At 72.3% G+C, this 23015-nt stretch carries 18 protein-coding genes and 1 tRNA gene; 8 read left to right on the forward strand and 11 right to left on the reverse strand.

Going from position 1 to position 23015, the window contains the following annotated elements; genetic code table 11:
- Positions 1 to 17: 17 nt before the first annotated feature.
- The 4 genes from ACH54P_RS28760 to ACH54P_RS28775 form a co-directional block, all read right to left on the reverse strand.
- Positions 18 to 1343 (reverse strand): histidine kinase, encoded by a 1326-nt coding sequence (locus ACH54P_RS28760; protein WP_489906461.1) that lies wholly within the window; start codon positions 1341 to 1343, stop codon positions 18 to 20.
- 248 nt (positions 1344 to 1591) lie between these two features.
- Positions 1592 to 2452: an Fpg/Nei family DNA glycosylase gene (locus tag ACH54P_RS28765; protein WP_489906462.1), complete on the reverse strand. Its 861-nt coding sequence runs from the start codon at positions 2450 to 2452 to the stop codon at positions 1592 to 1594.
- Positions 2453 to 2491: 39 nt separating this feature from the next.
- On the reverse strand, positions 2492 to 2932 hold the full coding sequence (locus tag ACH54P_RS28770; RefSeq protein ID WP_206784122.1) for a DUF983 domain-containing protein: 441 nt from the start codon (positions 2930 to 2932) through the stop codon (positions 2492 to 2494).
- A 103-nt stretch (positions 2933 to 3035) separates the two neighbouring features.
- Positions 3036 to 4598: a sigma-70 family RNA polymerase sigma factor gene (locus ACH54P_RS28775; RefSeq protein ID WP_489906463.1), complete on the reverse strand. Its 1563-nt coding sequence runs from the start codon at positions 4596 to 4598 to the stop codon at positions 3036 to 3038.
- Between the two features lie 187 nt (positions 4599 to 4785).
- Here ACH54P_RS28775 and ACH54P_RS28780 point away from each other — a divergent pair.
- Positions 4786 to 4858: transfer RNA gene (locus ACH54P_RS28780), tRNA-Gly, on the forward strand.
- 408 nt (positions 4859 to 5266) lie between these two features.
- Here the strand turns inward: ACH54P_RS28780 and ACH54P_RS28785 are convergent.
- Both ACH54P_RS28785 and ACH54P_RS28790 read right to left on the reverse strand, forming a co-directional pair.
- A complete protein-coding gene (locus ACH54P_RS28785) occupies positions 5267 to 5668 on the reverse strand; it encodes an immunity 7 family protein (RefSeq protein ID WP_489906464.1) in 402 nt (133 codons plus the stop codon).
- A gap of 42 nt (positions 5669 to 5710) precedes the next feature.
- Positions 5711 to 6250 (reverse strand): DUF2716 domain-containing protein, encoded by a 540-nt coding sequence (locus tag ACH54P_RS28790; RefSeq protein ID WP_489906465.1) that lies wholly within the window; start codon positions 6248 to 6250, stop codon positions 5711 to 5713.
- Positions 6251 to 6385: 135 nt separating this feature from the next.
- Here ACH54P_RS28790 and ACH54P_RS28795 point away from each other — a divergent pair, with 135 nt between their 5' ends.
- Positions 6386 to 7066 (forward strand): alpha/beta fold hydrolase, encoded by a 681-nt coding sequence (locus ACH54P_RS28795; RefSeq protein ID WP_489906466.1) that lies wholly within the window; start codon positions 6386 to 6388, stop codon positions 7064 to 7066.
- Here the strand turns inward: ACH54P_RS28795 and ACH54P_RS28800 are convergent.
- From ACH54P_RS28800 to ACH54P_RS28810, 3 genes are all read right to left on the reverse strand, one after another.
- Entirely contained in the window at positions 7051 to 8604 is a 1554-nt protein-coding gene (locus tag ACH54P_RS28800; RefSeq protein ID WP_489906467.1) for a serine/threonine-protein kinase, read from the reverse strand. The genes ACH54P_RS28795 and ACH54P_RS28800 overlap by 16 nt on opposite strands.
- A gap of 66 nt (positions 8605 to 8670) precedes the next feature.
- Positions 8671 to 9294, reverse strand: a complete 624-nt coding sequence (locus tag ACH54P_RS28805) for a hypothetical protein (RefSeq protein ID WP_489906468.1) — start codon at positions 9292 to 9294, stop codon at positions 8671 to 8673.
- Positions 9295 to 9392: 98 nt separating this feature from the next.
- The gene (locus tag ACH54P_RS28810) at positions 9393 to 11162 is read right to left on the reverse strand and encodes a hypothetical protein (RefSeq protein WP_489906469.1); all 1770 of its coding nucleotides are present in this window, start codon (positions 11160 to 11162) and stop codon (positions 9393 to 9395) included.
- A 222-nt stretch (positions 11163 to 11384) separates the two neighbouring features.
- On the opposite strand from ACH54P_RS28810, the gene ACH54P_RS28815 reads away from it, so the two are divergent.
- The 6 genes from ACH54P_RS28815 (at position 11385) to ACH54P_RS28840 (ending at position 21044) form a co-directional block, all read left to right on the forward strand.
- Positions 11385 to 12533 carry a hypothetical protein gene (locus ACH54P_RS28815; protein ID WP_489906470.1) on the forward strand — a complete coding sequence of 383 codons (1149 nt, stop codon included), beginning with the start codon at positions 11385 to 11387 and terminating at the stop codon, positions 12531 to 12533.
- Positions 12534 to 12638: 105 nt separating this feature from the next.
- Positions 12639 to 13847 carry a hypothetical protein gene (locus ACH54P_RS28820; RefSeq protein WP_489906471.1) on the forward strand — a complete coding sequence of 403 codons (1209 nt, stop codon included), beginning with the start codon at positions 12639 to 12641 and terminating at the stop codon, positions 13845 to 13847.
- A gap of 1 nt (position 13848) precedes the next feature.
- Positions 13849 to 16260, forward strand: coding sequence for a glycosyltransferase (locus tag ACH54P_RS28825; RefSeq protein ID WP_489906472.1), 2412 nt, complete (start codon positions 13849 to 13851; stop codon positions 16258 to 16260).
- Positions 16257 to 17540, forward strand: coding sequence for an alginate O-acetyltransferase AlgX-related protein (locus tag ACH54P_RS28830; RefSeq protein ID WP_489906473.1), 1284 nt, complete (start codon positions 16257 to 16259; stop codon positions 17538 to 17540). The genes ACH54P_RS28825 and ACH54P_RS28830 overlap by 4 nt, the downstream gene beginning before the upstream one ends.
- Positions 17541 to 17556: 16 nt before the next feature.
- Positions 17557 to 18690, forward strand: coding sequence for a hypothetical protein (locus ACH54P_RS28835; RefSeq protein WP_489906474.1), 1134 nt, complete (start codon positions 17557 to 17559; stop codon positions 18688 to 18690).
- Positions 18687 to 21044, forward strand: a complete 2358-nt coding sequence (locus ACH54P_RS28840) for a glycosyltransferase (protein WP_489906475.1) — start codon at positions 18687 to 18689, stop codon at positions 21042 to 21044. Before ACH54P_RS28835 ends, ACH54P_RS28840 begins: the two co-directional genes overlap by 4 nt.
- Here ACH54P_RS28840 and ACH54P_RS28845 read toward each other — a convergent pair.
- Together ACH54P_RS28845 and gmd are read right to left on the reverse strand one after the other, a co-directional pair.
- Entirely contained in the window at positions 21038 to 21958 is a 921-nt protein-coding gene (locus ACH54P_RS28845; RefSeq protein WP_489906476.1) for an FkbM family methyltransferase, read from the reverse strand. The two genes, ACH54P_RS28840 and ACH54P_RS28845, sit on opposite strands and share 7 nt — an antisense overlap.
- Positions 21955 to 22950 carry a GDP-mannose 4,6-dehydratase gene (gene gmd, locus ACH54P_RS28850; protein WP_489906477.1) on the reverse strand — a complete coding sequence of 332 codons (996 nt, stop codon included), beginning with the start codon at positions 22948 to 22950 and terminating at the stop codon, positions 21955 to 21957. The genes ACH54P_RS28845 and gmd overlap by 4 nt, the downstream gene beginning before the upstream one ends.
- Positions 22951 to 23015 lie beyond the last annotated feature (65 nt).

The raw sequence follows: 23015 nt of genomic DNA on the forward strand, positions 1-23015 counted from the left end.
AGCCAGGCTAGCGGGATTCAGCCCATGGGGAGGATGCCGGAGCGCGTGCCGTTGACGCCGTTCACCTCGGCGCCGTTGAGCTGGGGCCGGCCACCCTGCGACGGGACGTCGGCCTCGCCCGCGTCGGCGTCGGAGCTGTAGTCCGGCATGTTCGGCCGGACGCCGGGGACGAACTTCGGCACCCGCAGCGTCACCTTCATCCCGGCGCCCGGCGCGGTCTCGACCATCACCGCGTAGTCGCCGCCGAAGACCTGCTGCATGCGCTGGTTGATGTTGCCCAGCCCGACGTGCGCGCCGGTGCGGTGGGCGCTCTTCAGGTCGTTGAGCCGCCGCGGGTCCATGCCGATGCCGTCGTCCTCGACGCTGATCAGCGCCTCGGTGCCGTAGTCCTGCGCGATCACCGTGACGCAGCCGCCGCTGGGCTTGCTGGCCAGCCCGTGCTTGACCGCGTTCTCCACCAGCGGCTGGATGATCAGGAACGGCACGACCACGCTGAGCACCTCGGGCGCGATCTTCATCCGCACCTCGAGCCGGCCGCCGAAGCGGGCGTTCTCGATGGTCAGGTAGCGGTCGATGTTCCGCAGCTCCTCGGCGAGCGAGGTGAACATGCCCGACGTCCGGAACGAGTACCGCGTGAAGTCGGCGAAGTCCTGAAGCAGCTCTCGCGCCTCTTCGGGGTCCGTGCGGATCAGCGCGGAGATCGTGTTGAGCGCGTTGTAGACGAAGTGCGGCGAGATCTGCGCCCGCAGCGCCTTGATCTCGGCCTGCTGGAGCTGGTGCTTGGACTCGTCGAGCCGCGCCAGCTCGAACTGCGTGCAGACGAACTGGGCGACGGCGTCGGCCATCTGCACCAGCCGGCCGCGGGTGCGGCCGACGACGATCAGCGCCGCCTCGGTCTCGCCCTCGACCAGCAGCGGCACGATGACCGCCGTCTTCATCCGGCACGTGCCGCGGTGGTTGCACGGCATCCGGTCGTGCGCCACGACCTCGCGGCGGTGCTTGCGGATGGCCGCGCCGATGGCGTCGACGAGGTCGACGTAGTGCTCGTTCGCCTCGCCGTCCCACGACAGCAGCGTGCCCTCGCTGTCGGTGATCCCGACGGCGACGCAGTCGAGCATCTGCAGCAGCTGGGTGGTGATCTTGTCCGCGGCGTCTTCGTCGAGGCCCGAGCGGAGGTTCGGCGCCGCCTTCGACATCCGGTGCACCGCCTGCAGCATGGCGTCCTCCACCACGCTGGCCGGCTTGCGCTGTTTCACGAGCAGCACGATCACCACGATGCCGAGCAGCACCGCGAGACCCCACGGGACGATCTGCGCAAGCGGAAACCCGGACACGGCGTCCATGCTCTGCGCTCGACCAACCGGGTGCAAGGCCTGATCCCACTTTCTGTCCAACTGTGATGACCGAGGGTGGAGAGCACCCTACCCAGAGTCCGAAGTGTCCCTTCGCGGTCACTGTCCGCAACACGCGGGAGGCCGCTCCTGTTCCACCGCTTCGGGGATAGCGGCAGGAAGAACGCGGTTTCGCCGGCTTCGAGCCCGGCGTCGTCGACGCCCGGCGCAGCACGTGCGGCCGAACGGGCGAATCTTCGCTACTTGAGCAGGCGGGACATCCGGCGATCGGCCAGCGGCTTGCCGCCGGTCTGGCAGGTCGGGCAGTACTGGAACGACTTGTCGGCGAAGGAGATCTCGCGGATCGTGTCGCCGCAGACCGGGCACGGCAGCCCGGTGCGCGCGTGGACCCGCAGGCCCGAGCGCTTCTCCCCCTTCAGCCGCGCCGCCTTCTGCCCCACCGAGCGCTCGACGGCGTCGGTCTCGATCTCGTGGATCGCCTCGGCGAGGGTCTCGAGCGCGCCGTCGTCGAGCTTGCCGATCGTGGCGTACGGGGAGAGCTTCGCGCGGTGCATGATCTCGTCGGAGTAGGCGTTGCCGATCCCGGCGATGAGCGACTGGTCGGTGAGCGCCCACTTGAGCCGGGTGTTCTTCCCGGCGAACAGGTCCCGCAGCCGGCTGGCGTCCAACGCCAGCGCGTCCGGACCCAGGCGCGCCACGCTCGCGATCTCCTGCGGGTCCTTGACGACCCACACGGCGAGGCCCTTCTTCGTGCCCGCCTCGGTGAGGTCGAAGCCGGGCCCGGTGGCGGACTCGAGGTGCACCCGCAGCGAGATCGGGCCCTTGCCCGGCTTGAGCGGCGCCGCGGCCAGGCCGTCGGACCAGCGCAGCCAGCCCGCGCGCGCCAGGTGGACCACCAGGTGCAGGTCACCGGCGACGACGTCGAGGTGCTTGCCGTACCGGGTCGCGGCGGTGATCTCGCGGCCGTGCAGATCGGTCCACGGCGGAGTCGCCGTCTTCAGCACGCTCAGGGACGCGACGTCGATCCGGAAGATGGTCCGGCCGACGGCGTTCTCGCGCAGGTGGTGGGCCAGCGCTTCGACCTCGGGTAGCTCGGGCATGCCCCCAGTTTCACCCCTCCGGCCGAATTCCGGTACCGGCTACTCGACCGGGTGCAGCGGCCCGTCGAAGTCCGGCAGCGAGTGCCGCTGGATGGTCTTGGAGATCTTCTTGACCTCGCCCTGCACGGTGAACATGCCGCGGATGGTGCCGACCCAGCGCTCGGACGGCCGGTCACCGGTCACGTCGCCCTCGGTCTCCGCGACCACGGTCCACGGACGGCGCAGGATCCACCGCAGCGGGAAGAACAGCACGACGAGCAGCAACGCCAGCAAGACCCACGCCGGGATGTTGACCTGGTCCGGCGTCCACACCACGAGGATCACGGCCAGCAGGGCCGTCACGACGATCATCGCGATGCCGGGGCCGTAGCTGCCGGCGACGTCGTGCTCGAAGTCGTCGGCCGTGGCCGGCGCACGCCATTCCATCTGGGCACGGACCACCCAGTCGCGGCCGTCTTCGCCGCGTACCAGCCGGTTCATTCAGTTGCCTCCCGGGGCGCCCGCAGGGTGAGCACCTCAACGGTACCTTGCGCGGGCTCACCCGCGCGAGGGAGGAATCGGACATCCCGCCCGGCGAAGTCGATCACCGCTGATCAGGAACCGAGGGACTGGTCGAGGCCGGTTCGGGCGGTTCGCCCGAACCAGTGACGTCGGACGTGGCGCTGCTCGGGCACGGTTTCCCGGACGTCGGCGTCACCGTGTTCGTCGGCTCGTTGGTCGTCGGCTCGCCGGTCGTCGTGGTCCCCGTTCCGCCGTCCGTCGGCGCCGGCCTGCCGGCCGGTGCGGTCGAACCGTCCGTGGGCGACAGCTCGGGCGCGTCGGCGCTCTCCGGCGCGGTCGGGTCGGTGGACTCGGTCGTGATCGTCAGCTCGGGACGCGTCGTGTCCAGCCGCGGCGACGTCGCCGGCTGGTCGGTCGCGCGGAAGGTCGACGACGTGAGGTCGTCGCGCGGGGCGGGCACGCCGTCAGCGGCACCCGTGTCCCCGACCGGGACGTCCCCCGCGACGGGCACGGCCGGCACCTCGTTCGCGGCCAGCTCACCGCCACCGCTGCGCGGCCGGACCGGGACCGCGATCCCGGTGCCGCGGCCGTTGAGCACGCCGATGCCGATCCGCGGGTCCTGCTGCGGCTGCGGCGGTGGCTGGTGGTCGGTCGGCGGCACCACCACGAGCTCGGGCGCGCCGCCGGTCAACCCGACGTCCTGCACCGGCGTGGAGCCGAACAGCACCGGCCCGGCCGCGACGCCGACGACGCCCACGGCCGCGGTCGACGCCAGCGCCAGCCCGATCTTGACCTTCGAGCCGACCAGGACACCCTGGACCGTCGCACCCAGCCCGGCCAGCACCCCGCTGCCGCCCAGCGACGCGGCGGCCGGCACCAGCAGCACCAGCACCCCGGCGTGCGCGCGCAGCGACGAGCAGACGTCACGCAGCTCGTCCTGGGTCGCGCGGCACGACGAGCAGCCGAGCAGGTGCGCCTTGATCCGCTCCGCCTCGGCGCCGGTGACGCTGCCCGCGGTGAACCCGCCGAGCTTCTCCACGACCGCGCGGCACGAATCCGGCCCGCGGTTCACCGACAGGTGCGCCTGCAGGTAGGCGGCGCGCAGCCCCTGGCGGGCCCGGCGCGCCAGCGCCGCGGTCGCGTTCGCGCTCAACCCGAAGTGGGGCGCGACCATGGCGGGCTGCTCGCCCTCGACCTCGGTCTGCCACAGCACCGTCCGCCAGCGCTCGGGCAGGCTCGTGAACGCCGTGGTGATCAGCGTGTGCTCCGCCGTCCGGGCGTGCGTGTCGGCACCCGCACCGGCGCGGAAAGTCAGTTCGTCGTCCGAAACCGGGACGTCCCGGCGGGCACCGTGCCACTCCCACGAGACCCGGCGGGCGACGGTCAGGAGGTAGGCGCGGACGTAGTCCCTCGGGCCGGCGCCACGACGGAGAGCCTGCAGCACGCGGAAGAACGTCTCCGCGGTGATGTCCTCGGCCTCGGACCGGTCGGACGCCAAGCTCTGCGCGAGCCGGCGGACCGCGGCGGCGTGCAGCTCGAACAGCTCCCCGAAGGCCGCGTCCTCACCGTTGCGAAGCCGTTGCAGCAGTGCCTGCTCGTCGGATTCCGAGGCCGCTGGTGGCGGCACCGTGCCCAGCTCGGTCATCCGGCCCGGCACCTCCTCCCCGAAGGTCTCCCCATTCGGTCGAATGGGGACACCATACGGAGGGAATCAGCCGTCGTCACCCCTTGTACGCCAGCTGTGACACCGAAGCACCGGGTCAGGGACACGGGGGACCCGCTCATCGGAGCGCCGGACGGTGGGTATAGAGTGCTTCCATCAGCAAGACAACGCGGATGTAGCGCAGCTGGTAGCGCATCACCTTGCCAAGGTGAGGGTCGCGGGTTCGAATCCCGTCATCCGCTCGGGACCAGGGGTCGTGTGTTGGCGGAAAACGCCAACCGCGGCCCCTCGCCATTTCACCCGGGGGGCCGAGCCCCCCGGACCCCCCACGGTGCCGTAACCAGACTTTCGGGGCTGCCGCTGCCGGGACTCGGGCGGGCTTCCCGGGCTGCCGCCGGCGGGAACACAGCCAGACTTCCGCCGCTGCCGGGACTCGGGCGGCCTTTCGGGGCTGCCGCCGGCGGGAACTCAGCCAGACTTCCGCGGCTGCCGCCGGCGGGGACTCAGGCGGGCGTTCGGGGGCTGCCGTGGCGCGATTCGGGCGGGCTTTTTGGCCCTGCTGTGGCGTGGCTCGGGCGGGCTGCCGCTTGCCGGGTCGGCCGGGGCTTTGGCCGCCGGGGAATCACCTTTGCGGGTGATCTTGGTTTTTCTCAGAGCTCGTAGATGTCCAAGGCAGTGGGGGCCACCGGGGTCAGGTGGGGGTCTTCGCGCTCGGTTACCTGGCCTCGGGCCATTCGGTGGACCTGGAACTCGTTGTCGTGCTCGGGGTCCTGGTCGTCCCAGATGTAGAGGAGGCCGTAGGAGCCTGCGGCCAGCTCGCCCACGCGCGTGAAGAGGTCCAGCAGCTCGGGACCCAGGCGGCCGCCGTGTTTGTCGAAACCGCCGAAGTGGAGCATCGGCATGCCCGCGCTCCAGCGGAGGTCGACCAGGTCGAAGTCACCCGCGTCGCGGATGGCGCGGTGCACGCGGTCGACCAAGCGCTCCAGGAGCGCCGCGTCGTCATCGCCGCTCGCGGTCGCCTGGATGGTCACCCAGCCGTGATATTCGAACACCGCAGAACGGTAGCAAGAGATCAACCAGCGCAGATGCCGGGCTCAGCGGGCCAGCGCGGACGGCTTCCCGTCGCGGCGCAAGAAGTTCTTCAGCACCCCTTCGCCGAGCCGCTCGAACGCGGGCACCAGCCGCTCGCCGAACACGCACAGCGTGCGCTCCCACGGGTGGCCCAGCGTCCCGAACGAGAAGTCCCGCGCCAGGAACAGGTGGTAGTCGGCGCGCGGGAACACCGGCACCGGCCACCGCGCGCCCTCCGTCATCAGGTGCGGCCGGACGCGGTAGGACTGGTGCTGCCAGTGCAGCGCCCACATCCAGTCGTCCGGACCACAGGCCTCGCGGAACGCGGCCAGCGCGATCGCCGCGACCTGGTGCTCCTCGACCGCGTACGGGCCGAGCCGGAACTCGGCCGAAGCGCGGTCCAGGTCGCCGGGCGAAAGGTCCCACGTCCGCGACGGCGTGGGCTCGCGGAAGCCCGGCCACGCGTGGGCGTAGGTGCTCGGCCAGAACCCCAGCTTGTCGTACACCCAGTACCACGCGGGCTCGTCGGCGACGCGGGAGACGGCTTCCCAGGCAGCGTTCACGGTTACGACCTCGAAGTTCGGCCAGGCACGGAAGAACACGCGAAAGCTTCGTGTTCGGTCTCCGGTTTGTCCAGTCCCCGTCCGCCCGCCGCGAACGGTGTCACTCGACCGGGTGTGTTCTGCCAGTTTGTCACCATGAGACTCCTCTTCGTCCACGGCGCGTTCGTCCGCGACGGCGCCTGGTGGTGGCAGCCGACCGCGGACGTACTCGCCCGGCACGGTCTGCGCAGTTCAGCGGCGGTCCTGCCGAGCTGCGAAGCCGAGCCGCGGGGCGACCTGCACGACGACGCGACGGCCGTCCGCGCGCTCCTCGACGCCTCCGACGAGCCGGCGTTGCTCGTCGGGCACTCCTACGGCGGGATGGTGATCACCGAGGCCGGCGACCACCCCGCGGTCCGGCGGCTGGTGTACGTGACGTCGTTCCTGCCGGACGCGGGCCAGGCGCTCGCGGACTTCGGCGGCGCCGAGCCACCGCCGTGGCACGTCAGCCACGGCGACGGCACCGCCGGCGTCCGGGAAGAGCTGGTACGGCCCCTGTTCGCGCAGGATTTCGACGATGCCACCTACGCCGGGGCGGCCGACCGGCTCACGGCCCAGAACGAAGTGGTGTTCGGCCAGCCCGTGACCGCGGCGGCGTGGCGAACGATCCCGTCGACCTACGTCGTCTGCGGCGAAGACCGCGCGACGCCACCCGAAAAGCAGCGGGAGCAGGCGGCGCGCGCGACCGGCGTCGTCGAGCTGCCGGTGGCGCACCACCCGTTCGTCACGCGGCCGGAGCTGCTGGCCGAGGTGCTGCTCGCTCAGACGACGACGTAGCCCATCAGGAACTCCTTGGTCTTGCCCTCGCAGCCCGGGTCGAGCGAGTCGAAGTGGCTCGCGCCCGCGTTGCAGCGGTAGATCGCCCGCGCCGCCGCCCAGGACGGCGGGTTGGCGTAGGCGTACCCGAGGAGGCCGAGGGCCTGCTGGCCTTCGCACTTGCCGGACTGGTCGGGCGAGGTGAACCAGTCTTTCTGGTCCTTCACCTTGCAGGCGAACAGCTTCCGCGTGCCCGGCTCGGCCGTCGCGACCAGGGAGCCGAACACGCCTTCCTTGGTGAAGCCCGCCGGCGGGCCGACCTTCTTCGTCCCGCTGAAGTGGCCGCCGTCCGGGTGGTGGAAGCGGGTCAGGGGCACCTTGGCCGGCTCCTTGCCCGGTTCCTTCCCCGCGGACGACGGAGGCGGGGCGGCGGAGCTCGCGCCGGGCAGGGCGGACGTGCTCGCGGACGGCGTCGGCTTCTTGGAGGTGGATTTCTTGGTGGTCGGCGTCGGGGAGGCCGACGTCGGCGCGGGACCCGGCGCGCCCGCGGCCACCGGCGTGGTGTCGTCCGGCTTGAGCAGGAAGATCGCGCCGAGCGCGGCCACGACGGCGACCGCGACGCCGGTCAGCACCAGCGGCAGGCGGCGCTTCTTCGGCGACGGCGGCTGCCAGTCCACTGTGGTCGGTGACGGCGTGGCGACCTTGGCCGTCACCGGCGGGAAGACGATCGTCGGCAGCTCGGCCGGGTCGACCGCCCGCGTCGGCGCGTCGGTGATCGCGGTGCGCGCGGTTTCCAGCAGCCGCCGCAGACCGGGCGCGCCCAGCCGGTCCGAAGTGGACTGGGTGAGCAGCCCGCGCACGGCGTCGGCGAGCGGGCCGCGGCAGTGCTCGAACACCGGCTGGTCGTACATGATCGCGTGCAGGGTCGCGGCTGTGGTGGTGCGTTGGAACGGCGCGCGGCCTTCGGCGGCGTGGAACAGCGTCGCGCCGAGCGACCAGAGGTCCGACGCGGGCGACGGCCCGGCGCCGGCGAACAGCTCGGGCGCCATGTAGCCGGGCGAGCCCATGACGCCGCCGGTCTGCGTCAGCGACGGGTCGTCCATCGCCCGCGCGATGCCGAAGTCGGCGAGCTTCACGCGGTCACCGGGCAGCACCATGATGTTGCTGGGCTTGACGTCCCGGTGCACGATGCCGGCCGCGTGCGCGCTCTCCAGCGCGCCGAGCACCTGCAGCCCGAGCGCGGCGACGCGGCTGTTGTCCAGGGATCCTTCCCGCCCGACGACGTCGGCGAGGGTCGGCGCGACCACGAGCTCCATCACGATGAACGTGGCGCCGTGCTCGCGGACGACGTCGTACACCGTGACGACGGCGGGATCGTTGAGGCGCCCGGCCGTGCGGGCTTCGCGCATGACGCGTTCGAGGTTGGTGCCCGGCGGGGTGGCCAGCTCCTTCAGCGCGACCGGACGGCCCAGCACCCTGTCTTCGGCGCGCCAGACGACGCCCATCCCGCCCCGGCCCAGTTCGGCCGAGATCGCGTACCGCCCCGCGACCAGTCTCATCCCGCCCCCTGAAGGTCGGGAGCGATGCTAGGGGAGGCGCCGGGCGGCCCCGGCGCCTCCCCTGGCTCAGGCGGCGTCCCAGAGCGTGAGGAACGCCGATGCTTCGCTGCGCGCCCAGGGCCGCAGCCGTTCGCGGTCACGGGTCGAAAGCCGGTACTCCTTCGCCCGGCGGACGTCGACCACCAGCGCCTCCCCGCCGGGCAGGATGTCCGGCATCGCCTGTTCCAGGACCCACAGCGCCAGCTGCGCCGAATCCTTCGTCAGGGGCTCCTCCTTGAAGTAGAGCCAGGTCGCGTACCGGCGGCCGTCGCTCTTGCGGAGCCCGAGCTGCGGGCTGACGCCGATCTCGAGCTCGCCGATCCGGCAGCGGCCGCGGCCGACCTCGACCAGCCGCGGCGACCGGCGGCCGAGGTACTGCAGCCAGCCCTCGGCTATCGCCGCGTAGTGCGGTTTCGTCCGCTCGTCGGCGGCGTTGACGAGCGCGCGCAACGCGACCTCGTCCTGCCCCGCCGCCCGCCCGGAGCGCACGGCGTTCGCCGCCCGCCGGTAGTAGTTGAACGCCGCCCGCGCCGGATCCTCGTACAACCGGCGCTGCCGCCGGACGAACGACGACCGCGACGGACCGGAACTGGCGCTGTAGCCCACGAACGTGGGCAGGGTGATGTAGGCCATGGCCCTGCCTTCCTCCATCACGCCACCCGCGCACGCGGGCGGCATCTCCCCTGGACAACGCCCATTTTAGAACATATGTACGACAGTTTCCGGGGCCTGACGGGTGACGGCGGGGGCTAGCGCACGGTGAAGGTGACGAGGTCCGTCGACTCGGCCCGGCTGAGCGGCAGCCCGTCCAGCGGCCGGGTGAGCGCCGCCTCGTACGGCGTGCCGGCGGCGCCGACCTTCAGCACCAGCACCTGCTGGATGCCGTACTTCCGCAGCACGTCGACGCTGTGCGCGTCGGGGAAGGTCTTGGCCGCCTCGGTGATCTCCCCGTACTGCGGCGGCAGGAGCCCGTTGTGGCCGTTGGCCAGCGGCGGGAAGCCGTCGGTGGACCAGAACTGGTAGACGAACTCGCTGAACGGCGCGACGTCCTGGCTGATCGGCAGCACCAGCGTCGGCTTCGGATCGGCCTCGAAGGCCTTGGCGACGTCCGGCGGGATGCCCGGCGGCGAGGGGTGGGGCTGGTCGGGGATGCCCTCCAGCAGCGCGACCAGGGCGGGCACGACGAGCAGGGCCTGGAGGAACCGGCCCTGGTCGTACGTCGTGTCGCGGGTGTTCAGCCACTCGGCCGCCCGGGTGAGCGCACCGGCGGCGAGCACGGCCAGCAGCAGGATCACCCAGAGCATCAGGCGGCCGGGCGTGCGCAGGGCGTCCCAGCCCGGGAGGTACCGCCACAGCACGTAGTAGGTGTAGTCGCCGCCGAAGAACTCCGACCCGAGGGCGAACACCGTCACCACGACCGTCGCGACGCCGAGCCCCACCCGGGCCCGGACCGACCAGACGCTGAAGAAGAGCCCCGCGAGCGCGACGAGCAGCAGAGCCAGCCCGGGGAAGAGGAGCTTCTCCGACGCGCCCGGCAGCGAAACCCAAGCGGGGTCGGCGAAGGTGCCGCTAAACAGGTTGAAAGGCCCCTTCTGCCAGAGCCAGGTCGAGTCCGGCGCGGCCAGCAGGCCCTGCGGCGGCGGCGAGTAGAGCTGCACCTCCTTCCAGGAGCGGGTGAAGCCGTACTCGTCGACCACGCGGCGGTAGGGGATGGTCATCAGGTACGTCACGGCGAGGAAGACCGCGATGCCGGCACCGTCGGCCACGGCCAGCCGCGTGCCGAACTCCTGCCACCGGCGGACGGCGGTGACCAGGATGACCAGGCCGACCACGCCGAGCAGGTAGATGAACGGCATGCCCACCGCGAAGCCGAGGGTGACCTGCCAGGCCGCCACCGCCCAGCCGACGAAGGCCCACCACGGCCGCGACAGCTCCGGACGGCGGCCGTGACGCAGCGAATAGCCGTGCCCGCGGGCGATCGCGAACAGGGCCAGAGCGATCCCACCCGCCGACAGGATGTTGAGGTGGCTGGCGTGGGTCAGCCGCCAGGGCGCCCAGGCGAACGCGACGCCGGCGAGGGCCGCCGCCCGCCAGTTGCCGCCGAGCTGCCGGATGAGGACGTACGCCCCGGCGAAGGCGAGCGCGAAGGAAATCAGGAAGACGGCGTTGTACCGCATGATCGCGGCGTACGGGCCGTCCCCGAACAGCCCCAGCGGCAGGTACCCGAGCAGCGAGTCCGAGAAGGCGTAGCTGTCGGTGGCCGGGTAGAGGGTGTTGCCCGTCCACAAAGCACCACCGGAAGTCACGAAGTGGTGCTGCCACGCCAGCTGCCAGGCCTGCAGGAGCGGGTCACCCAGGTCGCCCGTGACCAACGACTTCGGGTGCAGCACGACGGGGTAGTTGAACAGCCCCGAAATGACGAACCCGGCAAGCAGGGCGAAGAGGCCTTCGCGGGCCTTCGGCGACGGGCGAAGACGGCTGAGCGTTCGCTCCGGCCTCGGTGGTGCTTCGGTGCTCACGTGGGCTCCCCTCTGAACGCCGGCCCGGCACTCCCACCGCCGTGACCAGGGCAGCCGGACCCTACCGGACCGCCGACGCCGCTCCGGCCGGACGTGCTCGCGAGGAAGGACTCCCGAAACCGCGGCACTTGCGCTACGTTGCCGGTCAACCTCAAACCGCAACCTCGCAGGTCGGCCGCACGTGCCAGACTGATGCCCCGAACGGTGGATGGGGGTCGAAGGATGAGCTGGCAGGAAGATCTGCGCCGACTCGACGCGGACCTGGCGGCCGGCCGGATCGAGCCGGCTGCGCACCGGAAACAGCGTGACGAGCTGCTCGCGCAGGCGTCGGGCTCGACCGTGCCCTCGCCCGTCGCCTCCCCGCTCCGGCGCCCGACCGCGACGTGGCACAGCACCAACCCCGCCGTGCAGCCGGTCGACCCGCGGACCGCGCCGCCGCAGCGCGTCGACACGCCGTCCTCCGGCCAGCTCCCGGGAGTCCACCCGCCGCGCCCGGCACCGCCGTGGCAGCGCACCGACTCGGGATCGCAGAAAACGCTCTCCCACCACCCCGTGCCCGCGGTCCCGGACCACCTCACCACCGCGCCCAGCCCGGCCGACATCGTCCCGACCCGGTACCTGCGGGTCGAAGGACCGGGGCCGGGCAACCACGTCAGCCGGTTCCCGGAGGTCTGGCCGTCCCGCGACCAGCCCGAGCCGCCCCGGCCGGAGGAGCACCCGGAGCCGGCGGGCCGGCACCGCGACGGCGCGGGCTCGCGACGGCGGCCCACCTGGTTGTTCCTGGCCGCCGGCGTGCTGCTGGTGCTGGCGATGATCGTCGCCGGGACCATGTGGCTGGGCTCCGGCTCGGATCCCGCGCCCCAGGCCGAACCCCCGGCAGGCGCCCCGTCGACCGCGGCCGGGACGCGGGCGGACCCGCTCGAGGACCGGCTTCCGCAGCTGCCCGGCGTCGCCAACCCGAACAACTCGACGATGTCCGTGGCGAAGGGCCGCGACCTGGGGCTCTACCTGCCCGAGACGGCGGACCTGTTCACCCGGAACGGGGCGACGCAGGTGGTCTTCCGCGGTTCCGGCGACGGCGACGTCTCCTACCTGGTCGTGGTCGTGCCGACGACGAGCGCCGCCAATGCGCAGTCCGTCGTCGAAACCCTGTACCAGCAGGCGCTCGACGCCGGGTTCAAGCCGGTTCAGTCGGCGGTCCGGACCGTGTCCGGCACCGACGGCACCAAGTTCCTCAACACCACGTGGTACGGCTCGGGCAACAACGTCGTGGTCGTCGGGACCGCGCAGCCGTACCACAGCCAGCTGGGCCTGAGCGGCGAGCAGGACCGGGCCGTGAAGGCGTTCGAAGACGTGCTGCCGGCGGGCTGAGCAGCAGGTCACGAATCGACCCTCCGGACCTCGGTGGGCGCCCTGAGTGCACAATGATGCGTGAGCTGGCTCGGCTGGCAACCGCTGACGAGAAGGGGGCCGGGTTTGTCCTGGCAGGAGGAACTGCGCCGGTTGGACGAGGAGCTGGCCGCTGGCCAGATTTCCGCTGACGACTACCGCGTGCGCCGGGACAGTGTCCTGTCCGCGGCCGTCAACGCCGATCCCCAGGCCGCACCGGCGGCGGGCGGCCAGGCGGAGAGCACCCAGATCATCGCCCCGGTGACCCCGGCGCCCGGGCAGCCGCAGGCCGGCGCGGGGCCGTCGGCCGACCAGACCCAGATCGTGAACGCCTCGTTCGGCGACGCCGAACGCACGCAGGCGGTCAACCAGGGCGGCGCGCCCCAGGGGTGGGCACCGGCCGGCCAGGGTGACGCGGAGCGGACCCAGGTCGTGCCCGGCGTTCCCCCGCAGTCGGTCGCCGGCGGCTTCCGGCCGCAGGGCCAGGGTTCCGGTGGGTTCCCCGCCCAGCAGCCGCCCCCGCAGTACCACCCGCCGCAGGGCCAGCAGGTGCCGTGGAACGTGCCGAGCCAGGACACCAGCACGCCGTGGGGCGGCTCCGACTTCCCGGCCGACACCAACTGGGTCGGCCAGGGCCCGGAGCCGTCGTTCGAGACGTCCCGCAAGAGCGGCGGCGGCAAGAAGATCGTCGCGATCGTCGTCGCGGTGGTCGTCCTCGCCGGCCTGGGTGTCGGTGGCTACTTCCTGTTCTCGGGCAACGACTCGAACAACCCGACGCCGCCGGTCGCCTCGTCCTCCGGCCCGGCGCCGACCCCGCAGAAGCCGAAGGACGACCGGGAGATCGCGAAGCTGCCGGGCACCGTGCAGTGGAACACCGACTTCCCGACCTTCGACAACCTGAAGGCCGCGAAGGTCCTCACCGACGAGGAGTACGACGCCCTCGCCGGCGCGAACCCGACCGTTTCCCGCGGGTCGGCGTCCACGCTGCCCTCCGGCGCGACGGTCGTGGTCCTGACCGTCAAGACCTCCGGCAGCTCCGCCGCGAGCGACGCGGTCGACAAGCTCATCAACCTGCAGACGAAGTACAAGCTCACGAAGTACACGGGCACCACCCCGCCCGGCGTCGAGGTGATGCAGCTCGTCCGCGAGGACGGCAAGGCGCTCGTGCGCGCGCACTACGTGCACAAGCAGACCGTCGTCCGGGTCCACGTCGACGGGGCCGACATGACCAGCGTGTCCCAGGTGTTCGACGAAATCCTCGCGAAGCAGCTGGCCGAGCTGCCCGCCAACAGCTGACATGTCGGGTCCCCGTCCCGGGCGGCCGGGGCCCCGGTCGGCCGCCTGCACCGTCGTCACCCGGGATCGGCTGGCCGCCGCCGACGTGCTCGCCGCGTCGTACCGCGCCCACCACCCGGGCCACGACTTCGTCCTGCTCGTCGCCGACTCCGACACCGTGGCCGAGGACCTGGGCCTCGACCCCGACGAGTACTTCCGGCTGGTCACCTGCCACGCCGGCGCGGAGCTCGCCGACGTCCTGCGCCCGCTGCTGCTCGCGAAGCTGCTCGACCGCTTCGACGTGGTCGTCCTGCTCGACCCGGACATCGAGGTCCACGCGGCGTTCGAGGACGTCACCCGGCTCGCGGCCGACCACGGCCTGGTCGCCGCCGCGGCCCTGCTCGCCCCGCTGCCGCAGGACGGCCTCGAACCCGAAGACGTCCCCGGCGTGTTCGACGGCTTCCTCGCCGCCGGGCAGGCCGCCCGGCCGTTCCTCGACCACTGGGCCGACCACGCCCGCCGCCGCCCGCCGCACCGGACCGGCCCCGGCCGGCGGTGGCCCGACCTCGCGGCCGGCCTGTTCGACCTGCACGTGGTCCGCGACCCCGGGCTCGCGGTCGGCTACTGGAACCTGCACGAACGGCGCCTGGCCGGTGCCCCGCCGACCGTGTCCGGGCAGCCGCTGCGGTTCTTCGCGTTCCGCGGTTTCGACCCCGAACGGCCCTGGCTGCTGACGGGCGACTGCGCCGAGCGGCCCCGCGTGCGCCTGTCCACCGAACCGGTCCTGCGCCGCCTGTGCGACGCCTACCGCGAACGCCTCGGCCCCGCCGAGCCCGTCTCCGACCGGTTCGCCGCCCTGCCGGACGGCTCGCCGTTGACCGTCCCCATGCGACAGCTCTACCACGAGGCGTGGCTCCGCACCGAACGCGCGCGCCACACCCCGGATCCGCTCGACGTCGTCGCCGACAAGCTGCCGCCGCACCCCTTCGGCGACGACGACGGCCGCGCGTTCCGCCAGTGGCTGGCCGAACCCGCGTCCCCGATCGACGCCGCCACCGGGCTGACGCGCCTGGCCGCCGCGGTGTGGCTCTCCCGGGTCGACCTCCAGGCGGTGTTCCCGCACCCGCGCGGCGCGGACGCCCCGGGCTTCCGGCAGTGGTGCGCGACCCACGGTGTCCAAGAAGGACTGTTGCCGTCCTGGGCGCTGCCGACCGCTCCGCCCGCGCCGGTCCCGCCGGTCGACGACTTCGGCGTCAACGTCGTCGGCTACCTGACGGCCGAACTCGGGCTCGGCGAGATGGCCCGGGTCGTGCGGCGCGCGATCGCGGCCGCGGGGGTGCCGATGGTTTCGGTCGTCGAGGAGCACTCCCTGGCCGGCTCGGTCCGCACCGGCCTGGCGACCCCGGACGACGTGGGGTCGCCGCGGTTCGGCGTCAGCCTGCTGACCGTGAACTCCGACTTCACCCGCCTGATCCTCGACAGCCACCCGGACGCCGGCGCCGGCCGCTACCGGATCGGCCTGTGGGCGTGGGAGCTGGAAGACTTCCCCGCCGAGATGCACGACGGGTTCGCCCTGGTCGACGAGATCTGGACGCCCAGCGACTTCGCGACCCGGGCGATCGCCGCGCACTCCCCCGTGCCGGTCCGGACCATTCCCGTGCCGGTGCCCGATCCCGGTCCGGTGGTGCGCGAGCCGGGTGCCACGACGCAGTTCCTGTTCATCTTCGACTTCAACTCCACCGGCGGCCGGAAGAACCCGTGGGGCGTGGCCGACGCGTTCCGCCGCGCCTTTCCGGGCCGCGACGACGTCCGGCTCGTGCTGAAGGCCACGAACGGGCACCGCAACGCCCCGGCGGTCGAGCGGTTGCGCCGCGCGATCGGCGACGACCCGCGGATCGAGCTGCTGGAGCGGTACCTCACGGTCGCCGAACTCGGTGACCTGTATGCCAGGACCGATGCCTACGTGTCTCTGCACCGCAGCGAGGGTTTCGGGCTCACGGTCGCGGAGGCGATGGTCAGGGGGTTGCCGGTGATCGCCACCGACTATTCGAGCACCACCGAGTTCTTCGGGCCCGAGCACGGCTGGCCGATCCCCTGCACGATGACCGACGTCGGCCCGGGCTGGCCGCCGTACCAGCCCGGCGGGCGCTGGGCGGAGCCCGATCTCGACGCCGCCGCGGCCGCGATGCGTGCCGTCGCGGACGACCCGGCCAAGGCCCGGCGGCGCGGCCAAGCGGCCCGCGAGCACGTGCTGCGGACCCGCTCGACCGAGGTGGCCGCGGCGTGGATGCGCGAACGGCTGGCTTCGGCGCACCGGACGTGGCTGGCCGGCCGGGCCCCCGAACCGCCACCCCGGCACCCGGTGGTCGCTCGCGCCCGCCGTCTGCTGCGCCCGGTGCGGGCCGCGGCGCGCAAGCTCCGGGCGGCGCCGTGACCACGACCGGACGAGGCCCCCGGACGACGCTGCCGCCGGTCTACGAAGCCTTCCTCCCGCGCGAACACGCCCTGTACCGGCCGCGCCACGGCCGCAACCAGATCGTCGCGCTGATCTGCGCGATCGTCTTCCTCGCGACGCCGGCCCTGTCGGCCGTACTGGGTGCGCGCCCGAGCCAGTTCGAAAACCGGGCCCTGACCCCGTTCCCGAGCTTCGGGCAGGGCTGGTCGTTCTTCCCCCAGTTCACCCAGTGGGCGACCGACCACCTGGTGTTCCGCGAGCAGGCGGTGCACGCGGCCGACGGCATCAGCCGCGGGGTGTTCGGCGAGCCGCCGCCGCTGAACCAGGAGAACCAGCAGAACCCGCTCCAGGTTCCGGTGCCGTCCCCGAACGGCCCCAAGTACGACCGGCGGCAGTTCCCCAACGTGATCGAAGGCAAGGACGGCTGGCTGTACCTCGGCGACGAGGTGACCAGCCACTGCGTGCAGGCGTCGAACCTCGACACGACGTTCGCCCAGCTGCGCAGCTTCCGCGACGGCATCGAGGCGTCCGGACGGCAGCTGGTCGTCGTGGTCGCGCCGGACAAGGTCGGCATGGTCCCCCAGCACCTGCCCGACAACTACCTGGGCAAGGACTGCCACGACGCGCTCGAAGCCGACTTCTGGCACCGCGTCGACGCCGAGAACTTCATGATCGACCCCCGCCGGCCGATCCAGGACTGGGCGAACCGCAAGGGTGCGCCGGTCTACGGCCCGCAGGACGCGCACTGGAACGACGAAGGTGCCATCACCGCGGTGCGCGCCGTCGTCGAAAAGCTGCGGCCGGGCATCAGCGCGGGCTGGCGGATCCAGCCCAAGGAGGACTGGCAGGTGCCGGCCGACCTGCCGCCGCTGATCGGCCGGAGCGGGCAGACCGAAGGCACCCACTACGCGCTCATGCCGGACGGCAAGACCGACCAGACCCGCCCGATGCCCGGCGACTACATCCCGCCGGTGCACACCGAAACCGCCACCGGCGAGGGCACCTACGGCCTGCGGACGGCCTGGCTCGGGGACTCGTTCACCATCCGGGCGCTGCCGTACCTGGCCGCGTCCTTCCGCGACCTGACCGCGCTGCACACCAGCACGGCCGACCACGACGGCGGCGCGGCGGTCGCGGACCTGCTCCAGCGCAGCGACGTCGTCGTCATCGAGCTCGCCGAGCGCGGGCTCGTCGTCGGCTCCGTCTCGATGCTGTCGCCGAACGTCCAGCAGAACATCTTCACCAAGCTCGCTCGCTGACCGGGGGAAACGACGAATGGCTCCTGACCGCCTGGCCGCCGCACTGGCTCGCCTCGACGAACACCGCGAGCTGCACCTGCCGCTGCGCCGGACCGATCTGCTCGGCCGCCTGGCGATGCGGTTCCTCTGGAAGCGCCAGGTGAAGTGGCAGGTCGAGGCCAACCTCGCCGTGCGGGACGCGCTGGTGGCCGTCCACGAGCTGGTTCGCGCGCACCACGAGCAGCTGGGTGAGGCCGGCGGGCACGGCGTGGTCCGGGTCGACCACCTGGCCCGCGAACTCGACCAGCTCCGGCAGCAGGACCAGACCATGACGGCCGGCCTGAACCAGCGGCTGTACTCCGGGCTCGGCCGGCTCGAATCCCAGCTCAGCGACCTGCGGCTGCAGCAGACCGAGAAGGCCGAGGCCGGTGCGGACGCCGAGCAGCGCCTGAAGTCATTGGAAGCCCAGGTCGCCGCCCTGACCTCGGCGGCGGCCGACGTCCGGCTGCGCCACGCCCAGCTGGACCTGGCGCTCGACCGGATCCGCGCCGGGCGGTCGGTGCCGGAGGTCGCGCCGTCGGTCGCCGACCGGGAGTCGTTCCTCGAGCTCGCGCTTTCGGAGCTGCTCGACGGGCCCGCCGACCAGGTCCGCGCCGCCCGCCGCGCCCACCTGCCGCTGGTTGCGGCGGCGCGGGAGGCCGGGGCGACCGGGCCGGTGTTCGACGCGGCCCCCGCCCGCGGGGAGTGGCTCGAGGTCCTGCGTTCCGCCGACGTGCCGTACCGGGCTGCTTCGGACAACTCGCTCGTCCGGCAGCACTGCGCGGGACTCGGTCTCGACGTCGAAGCCGCCGAGCCGCTGACCGCGCTGGCCGCTCTTCCGCCCCGCTCGCTGGGCGCGGTCACCGCGTTCCGGTTCGCCGAACGGCTGGCGCCCGACGCCTTCGCCCGCTTCGCCGATCTGGCCGCGACGGCCCTGCAGCCGGGTGGAGTGCTCCTCGTCGAGCTGCCGGGCGAAGACGAGGCCGGGCTCGACCCGTTCGCCGCCACGCCGCCGCACCCGATCTACCTGCGGTTCGTCGCCGAGTCGGCGGGCTTCACCGACGTCGAAGTCAGGCCGTCGGAGCCGGCCGACGGGCTCGGCGAGCGCCGCTGCCTGATCGCCCGCCGATGAAGGACTCCCGCGCGCACGTCGCGATGTGGACGCCACTGCCGCCGCAGACCAGCGGCATCGCCGACTACAGCTACCGGTTGCTCGCCGCGCTGGCCGAGCTGACCGACGTCGTCGCGGTGACCGACCCCCCGGGCGCCGCCCGCTCACCGCGCGGGGTGCCGATCGTCGACCGCGACGAGGTCCAGGCCGACCTGCACATCTACCACATGGGCAACCACGCCGGCGTCCACGAGTGGATCTACCGGCGGGCCCTCGACGTGCCCGGCCTGGTCGTCCTGCACGACCCGTCGCTGCTGGACTTCCACAACGGGATCTTCGACGGCTTCCACACCCCTGAGTTCGAAGCCGAAGTGCGTTACGCCCACGGCCCGATTTACGGGCGCAAGGACGATCCCGCTCTGCTGCACGGGATGCCCGTGATCGAGGTCGACGGCGTGCCGACCCTGGACCGCGGGACGCTGACGATGGAACGCCGGCTCGTGACGGCCAGCCGCGGCGTGCTGGTGCACGACCCGCACACGGCGGAGTTCCTGAACGCACGCTACCCGGGTGTCCCGGTGTTTTCGGTGCCGCTCGGCGCGACCCTGCTCGACCCGTCCCGGCGGGACGAGATCCGGACCGGCCTCGGCTGGACCGACGACCAGGTCGTGTTCGGCGTGTTCGGCGGCCTGGGCGGCCACAAGCGGGTGCCGGCCGCGGTGCTGGCGTTCGGTGAGCTGCGACGCCGCTGGCCGAACGCCCGGCTGATCATCGCCGGGCACGCCGCCACCCCGGCCCTGCTGGCCGACCTGCGCCGGACGATCGAGCAGACCGGCGCCGCCGAGTCCGTGCACCTCGAGCTGTCCCCCGACGAAGACCGGTTCGACGAGCTGATCCTCGCCTCGGACGCCGTGATCAGCCTGCGCTGGCCGACGGCGGGCGAGACCAGCGCGACGATGATGCAGGCGCTCGGCGCGGGGCGCGCGGTGATCACGAGCGACCTGCCGCAGCACCGGCACTTCGACCCGGCGTTCTTGTTCACCGTGCCCACCGATCCGATGGGCGAGGCGCGCGAGCTGTACCGGATCCTCGAACGCGGGATGTCCTGGCCGGAGGAGCTGCGCGAGGCGGGCGAGCTGGCCCGCAAGTGGACGGCGGACAACGCGGCCTGGCCGATCGCGGCGCGCGGGTACGCGGCCGCGGTGGAGGGGACGCTGTCGGCCCGGCCACCGGCGTCACCTCCCGAACGGCACGGCGTCAACGTGTTCGCCGACGTCCGCGCCACCACGGGGCTGGCGGAATCCGCGCGCCGGCTGACCAAGGTGCTCGCGGAATCGGGTACCGACCTGACGCTCACCGAGGTCGACAGCCGCGCGCCCTACCGCACGGTGCCGGTCCCGCCGGAACTCGCCGGGCTGCGGCGCGGCAAGGAGTTCGACGTCGACCTGTGGCTGCTCAACGTCAACGAGTGGCAGCTGATCCCCGACCACGCGCTGGACCGCTACACGATCGCGCTGTGGGCGTGGGAACTGCCGTCGCCACCGGTCCAGGCGCGCCCGCACCTGGCGGGGATCGACGAGCTGTGGGTGGTCTCGTCGTTCGTCGCGGATGCCTTCCGCACCATCACGGACAAGCCGATGACGGTCGTGCCCAACGTCGTGCCGCCGGTCCCGGACGCGGTCGGCGACCGGGCGCGGTTCGGCCTGCCCGAGGACGGCCTGATCGTGCTGTTCACCTTCAGCGCGTCGTCGAGCGACGCCCGGAAGAACCCGTGGGCGGTGATCGAGGCGTTCCGGCGGGCGTTCCCGCCCGGCGGCCGCGGCCCGAACGCCCACCTGGTGCTCAAGGCGAACAACCTGGAGCTGTTCCCGGAACTGGACGCGTCGCTGAGCGAAGCGGTCGCCGGGGTCGGCGGCACGCTGATCCGCCGAGAGATGTCCCGCGCCGACATGGACACCCTGCTGGCGACGTGCGACGTGTACGCGTCGCTGCACCGCTCCGAGGGCTTCGGGCTCGGCATGGCCGAGGCGATGGCCATGGGCAAGCCCGTGGTGGCGACCGGCTTCGGCGGCAACACCGACTTCATGCCACCGGGCTCGGCGGCCGTGGTCGGCTACGACGTCCGTCCCATCACCGCGGTCGATCACCGGTTCGGCGGCAGCGGCTTCGGCGACTGGTACTCCGTGGGCCAGCTGTGGGCGGAACCGGACGTCGAACAGGCCGCGCGCTGGCTGCGCAGGCTCGCCGAAAGTCCGCGGCTGCGCACGGAAATGGGACGCCGGGCGATCCAGGCGATCCGGGAGTGGTCCGGTCCGGAAGCCGTCAGCCGCATTGTGACGACGAGGCTCGCGCAGCTGGCCCGGGAGCGTCACTGACGCTGCTGGGCCTCCAGCTCGGCGACGCGGTGTTCGAGGGCGGCGGCCCGGCGCCGGGTCTCCTCGGTGGTGCGGCGCGCCTGCTCCAGCTCGCGCCGCGTCTCGTCCAGCTGCGCACCCAGCTCGGCGCGTGACTGCTGCACCCGCTCGACGGTCTCCTCGAGCCGGCGGATGTACCCGACCTCGCCCGGGCGGGCAGCCTCCGAAGCGGCGAACTGCTCACGCAGCCGCGCCAGCGCGTACGGCTCGAAGTCGTCGAAGACGTTGGCCGGTGCGGAAAGCAGCTTCAGGCACTCGGCGTCGTCGGCCTGGCCGTAGAAGCGGTTGAGCCCGTCGAACAACCCGCAGCGGTAGCCGGCGTCGAGCAGCATCGGCTCCCACTCGCCGTGCGTCGGCTTCGGCGAGCCGGGCTCGGTCGCCTCGACCACGAGCACGCGCGGGCGGTGCCGTCGCCAGTCCGCGCCCTCGATCACCGCGCGCTCGGCGCCTTCGACGTCGATCTTGAGGAAGTCGATCTCGCCCGGGTGCGCGTCGAACAGGGCGGCGAGCGTCGTGACCTCGACCTCGACCGTGCGGACCTGCCAGTCCCGGTCGTCGCGGTAGCGGACGGCGAGGTCGTCGTCGAGCGTCGACCACCCCCACTCCTCCTCGACGGCGTGCAGCTTCGCCGTTCCGGGCGCGGCACCGACGGCGACCTGCAGCGTGAGGTCACCGGGCCGGGCTTCCCGCAGTTCGCGCGCCTTGTCCGGGAGCGGCTCGACGTTGATCCCCCGCCAGCCGCGGTCGTAGAAGTGCTTGGTGACGGACGCGACCACCGGGTCGCCCGCACCGAGGTCGACGTAGCGACCGGTGGCCTGGCCGGCGAAAACCCGGGCCAGGACGACGTCCTCCGCGTTCTGCGCGTAGGAGATCACGGCAGCGAGATCCCGGCCTTCGTGGCTTCCAGCCGCAGGTCGTGGTCGACCATCATGGCGACGAGGTCCTCGAACCCGACCTCGGGCTTCCAGCCGAGCTCGGTGTGGGCCTTGGTGGCGTCGCCGACCAGGAGGTCGACCTCGGCGGGGCGGAAGAACCGCGGGTCCTGCTCGACGAACCGCTCCCAGTCGTCGAGGCCGGCGTGCTTGAACGCGAGGTCGACGAAGTTGCGGACGCTGTGCGTGCGGCCGGTCGCGACGACGTAGTCCCGCGGCTCGTCCTGCTGCAGCATCTGCCACATGGCGCGGACGTAGTCACCGGCGAAGCCCCAGTCGCGGCGCGGGTCGAGGTTGCCCAGCACCAGCTTTTCCTGCAGCCCCAGCTTGATCCGCGCGACGGCGTTGGTCACCTTGCGGGTGACGAACTCGATGCCGCGGCGCGGGCTCTCGTGGTTGAACAGGATGCCCGAGCAGGCGAACAGGTCGTAGCTGTCGCGGTAGTTCACGGTGATGTCGTGCCCGAACACCTTCGCGACGCCGTAGGGCGACCGTGGGTAGAAGGGGGTGGCCTCGGTCTGCGGCGACTCGCGGACCTTGCCGAACATCTCGGAACTGGAGGCCTGGTAGAAGCGGATGGGGTTGTTCTGGCTGCCGCCGACCATCCGGACGGCTTCGAGGAGCCGCAGCACCCCGAGCCCGGTGACGTTCGCGGTGAGCTCGGCCTGCTTGAAGCTCAGGGCGACGAAGGAGATGGCGCCGAGGTTGTACACCTCGTCCGGCTGCACCTGCTCCAGCACCCCGACCAGGCTCGAGAGGTCCTGCAGGTCGCCCTCGACGATCTCGACGAACGGGTACCCCGCGCGGATCATGTCGATCCGGGGATTGTTCTGCCCCTTGACCAGGCCGAAGACCTCGTACTGCTTCTCGTGGAGAAGCTCGGCAAGGTATTGGCCATCTTGACCGGTGATACCGGTGATCAACGCACGACGCACCCGCTGAGGATAGCCGGGTGACGACGCGGGCAAGCAGGTTAGCCCGAAGGTGTGGCTTGCCCCGT

The sequence above is a fragment of the Amycolatopsis sp. N2S4-7 genome, from assembly GCF_058119595.1.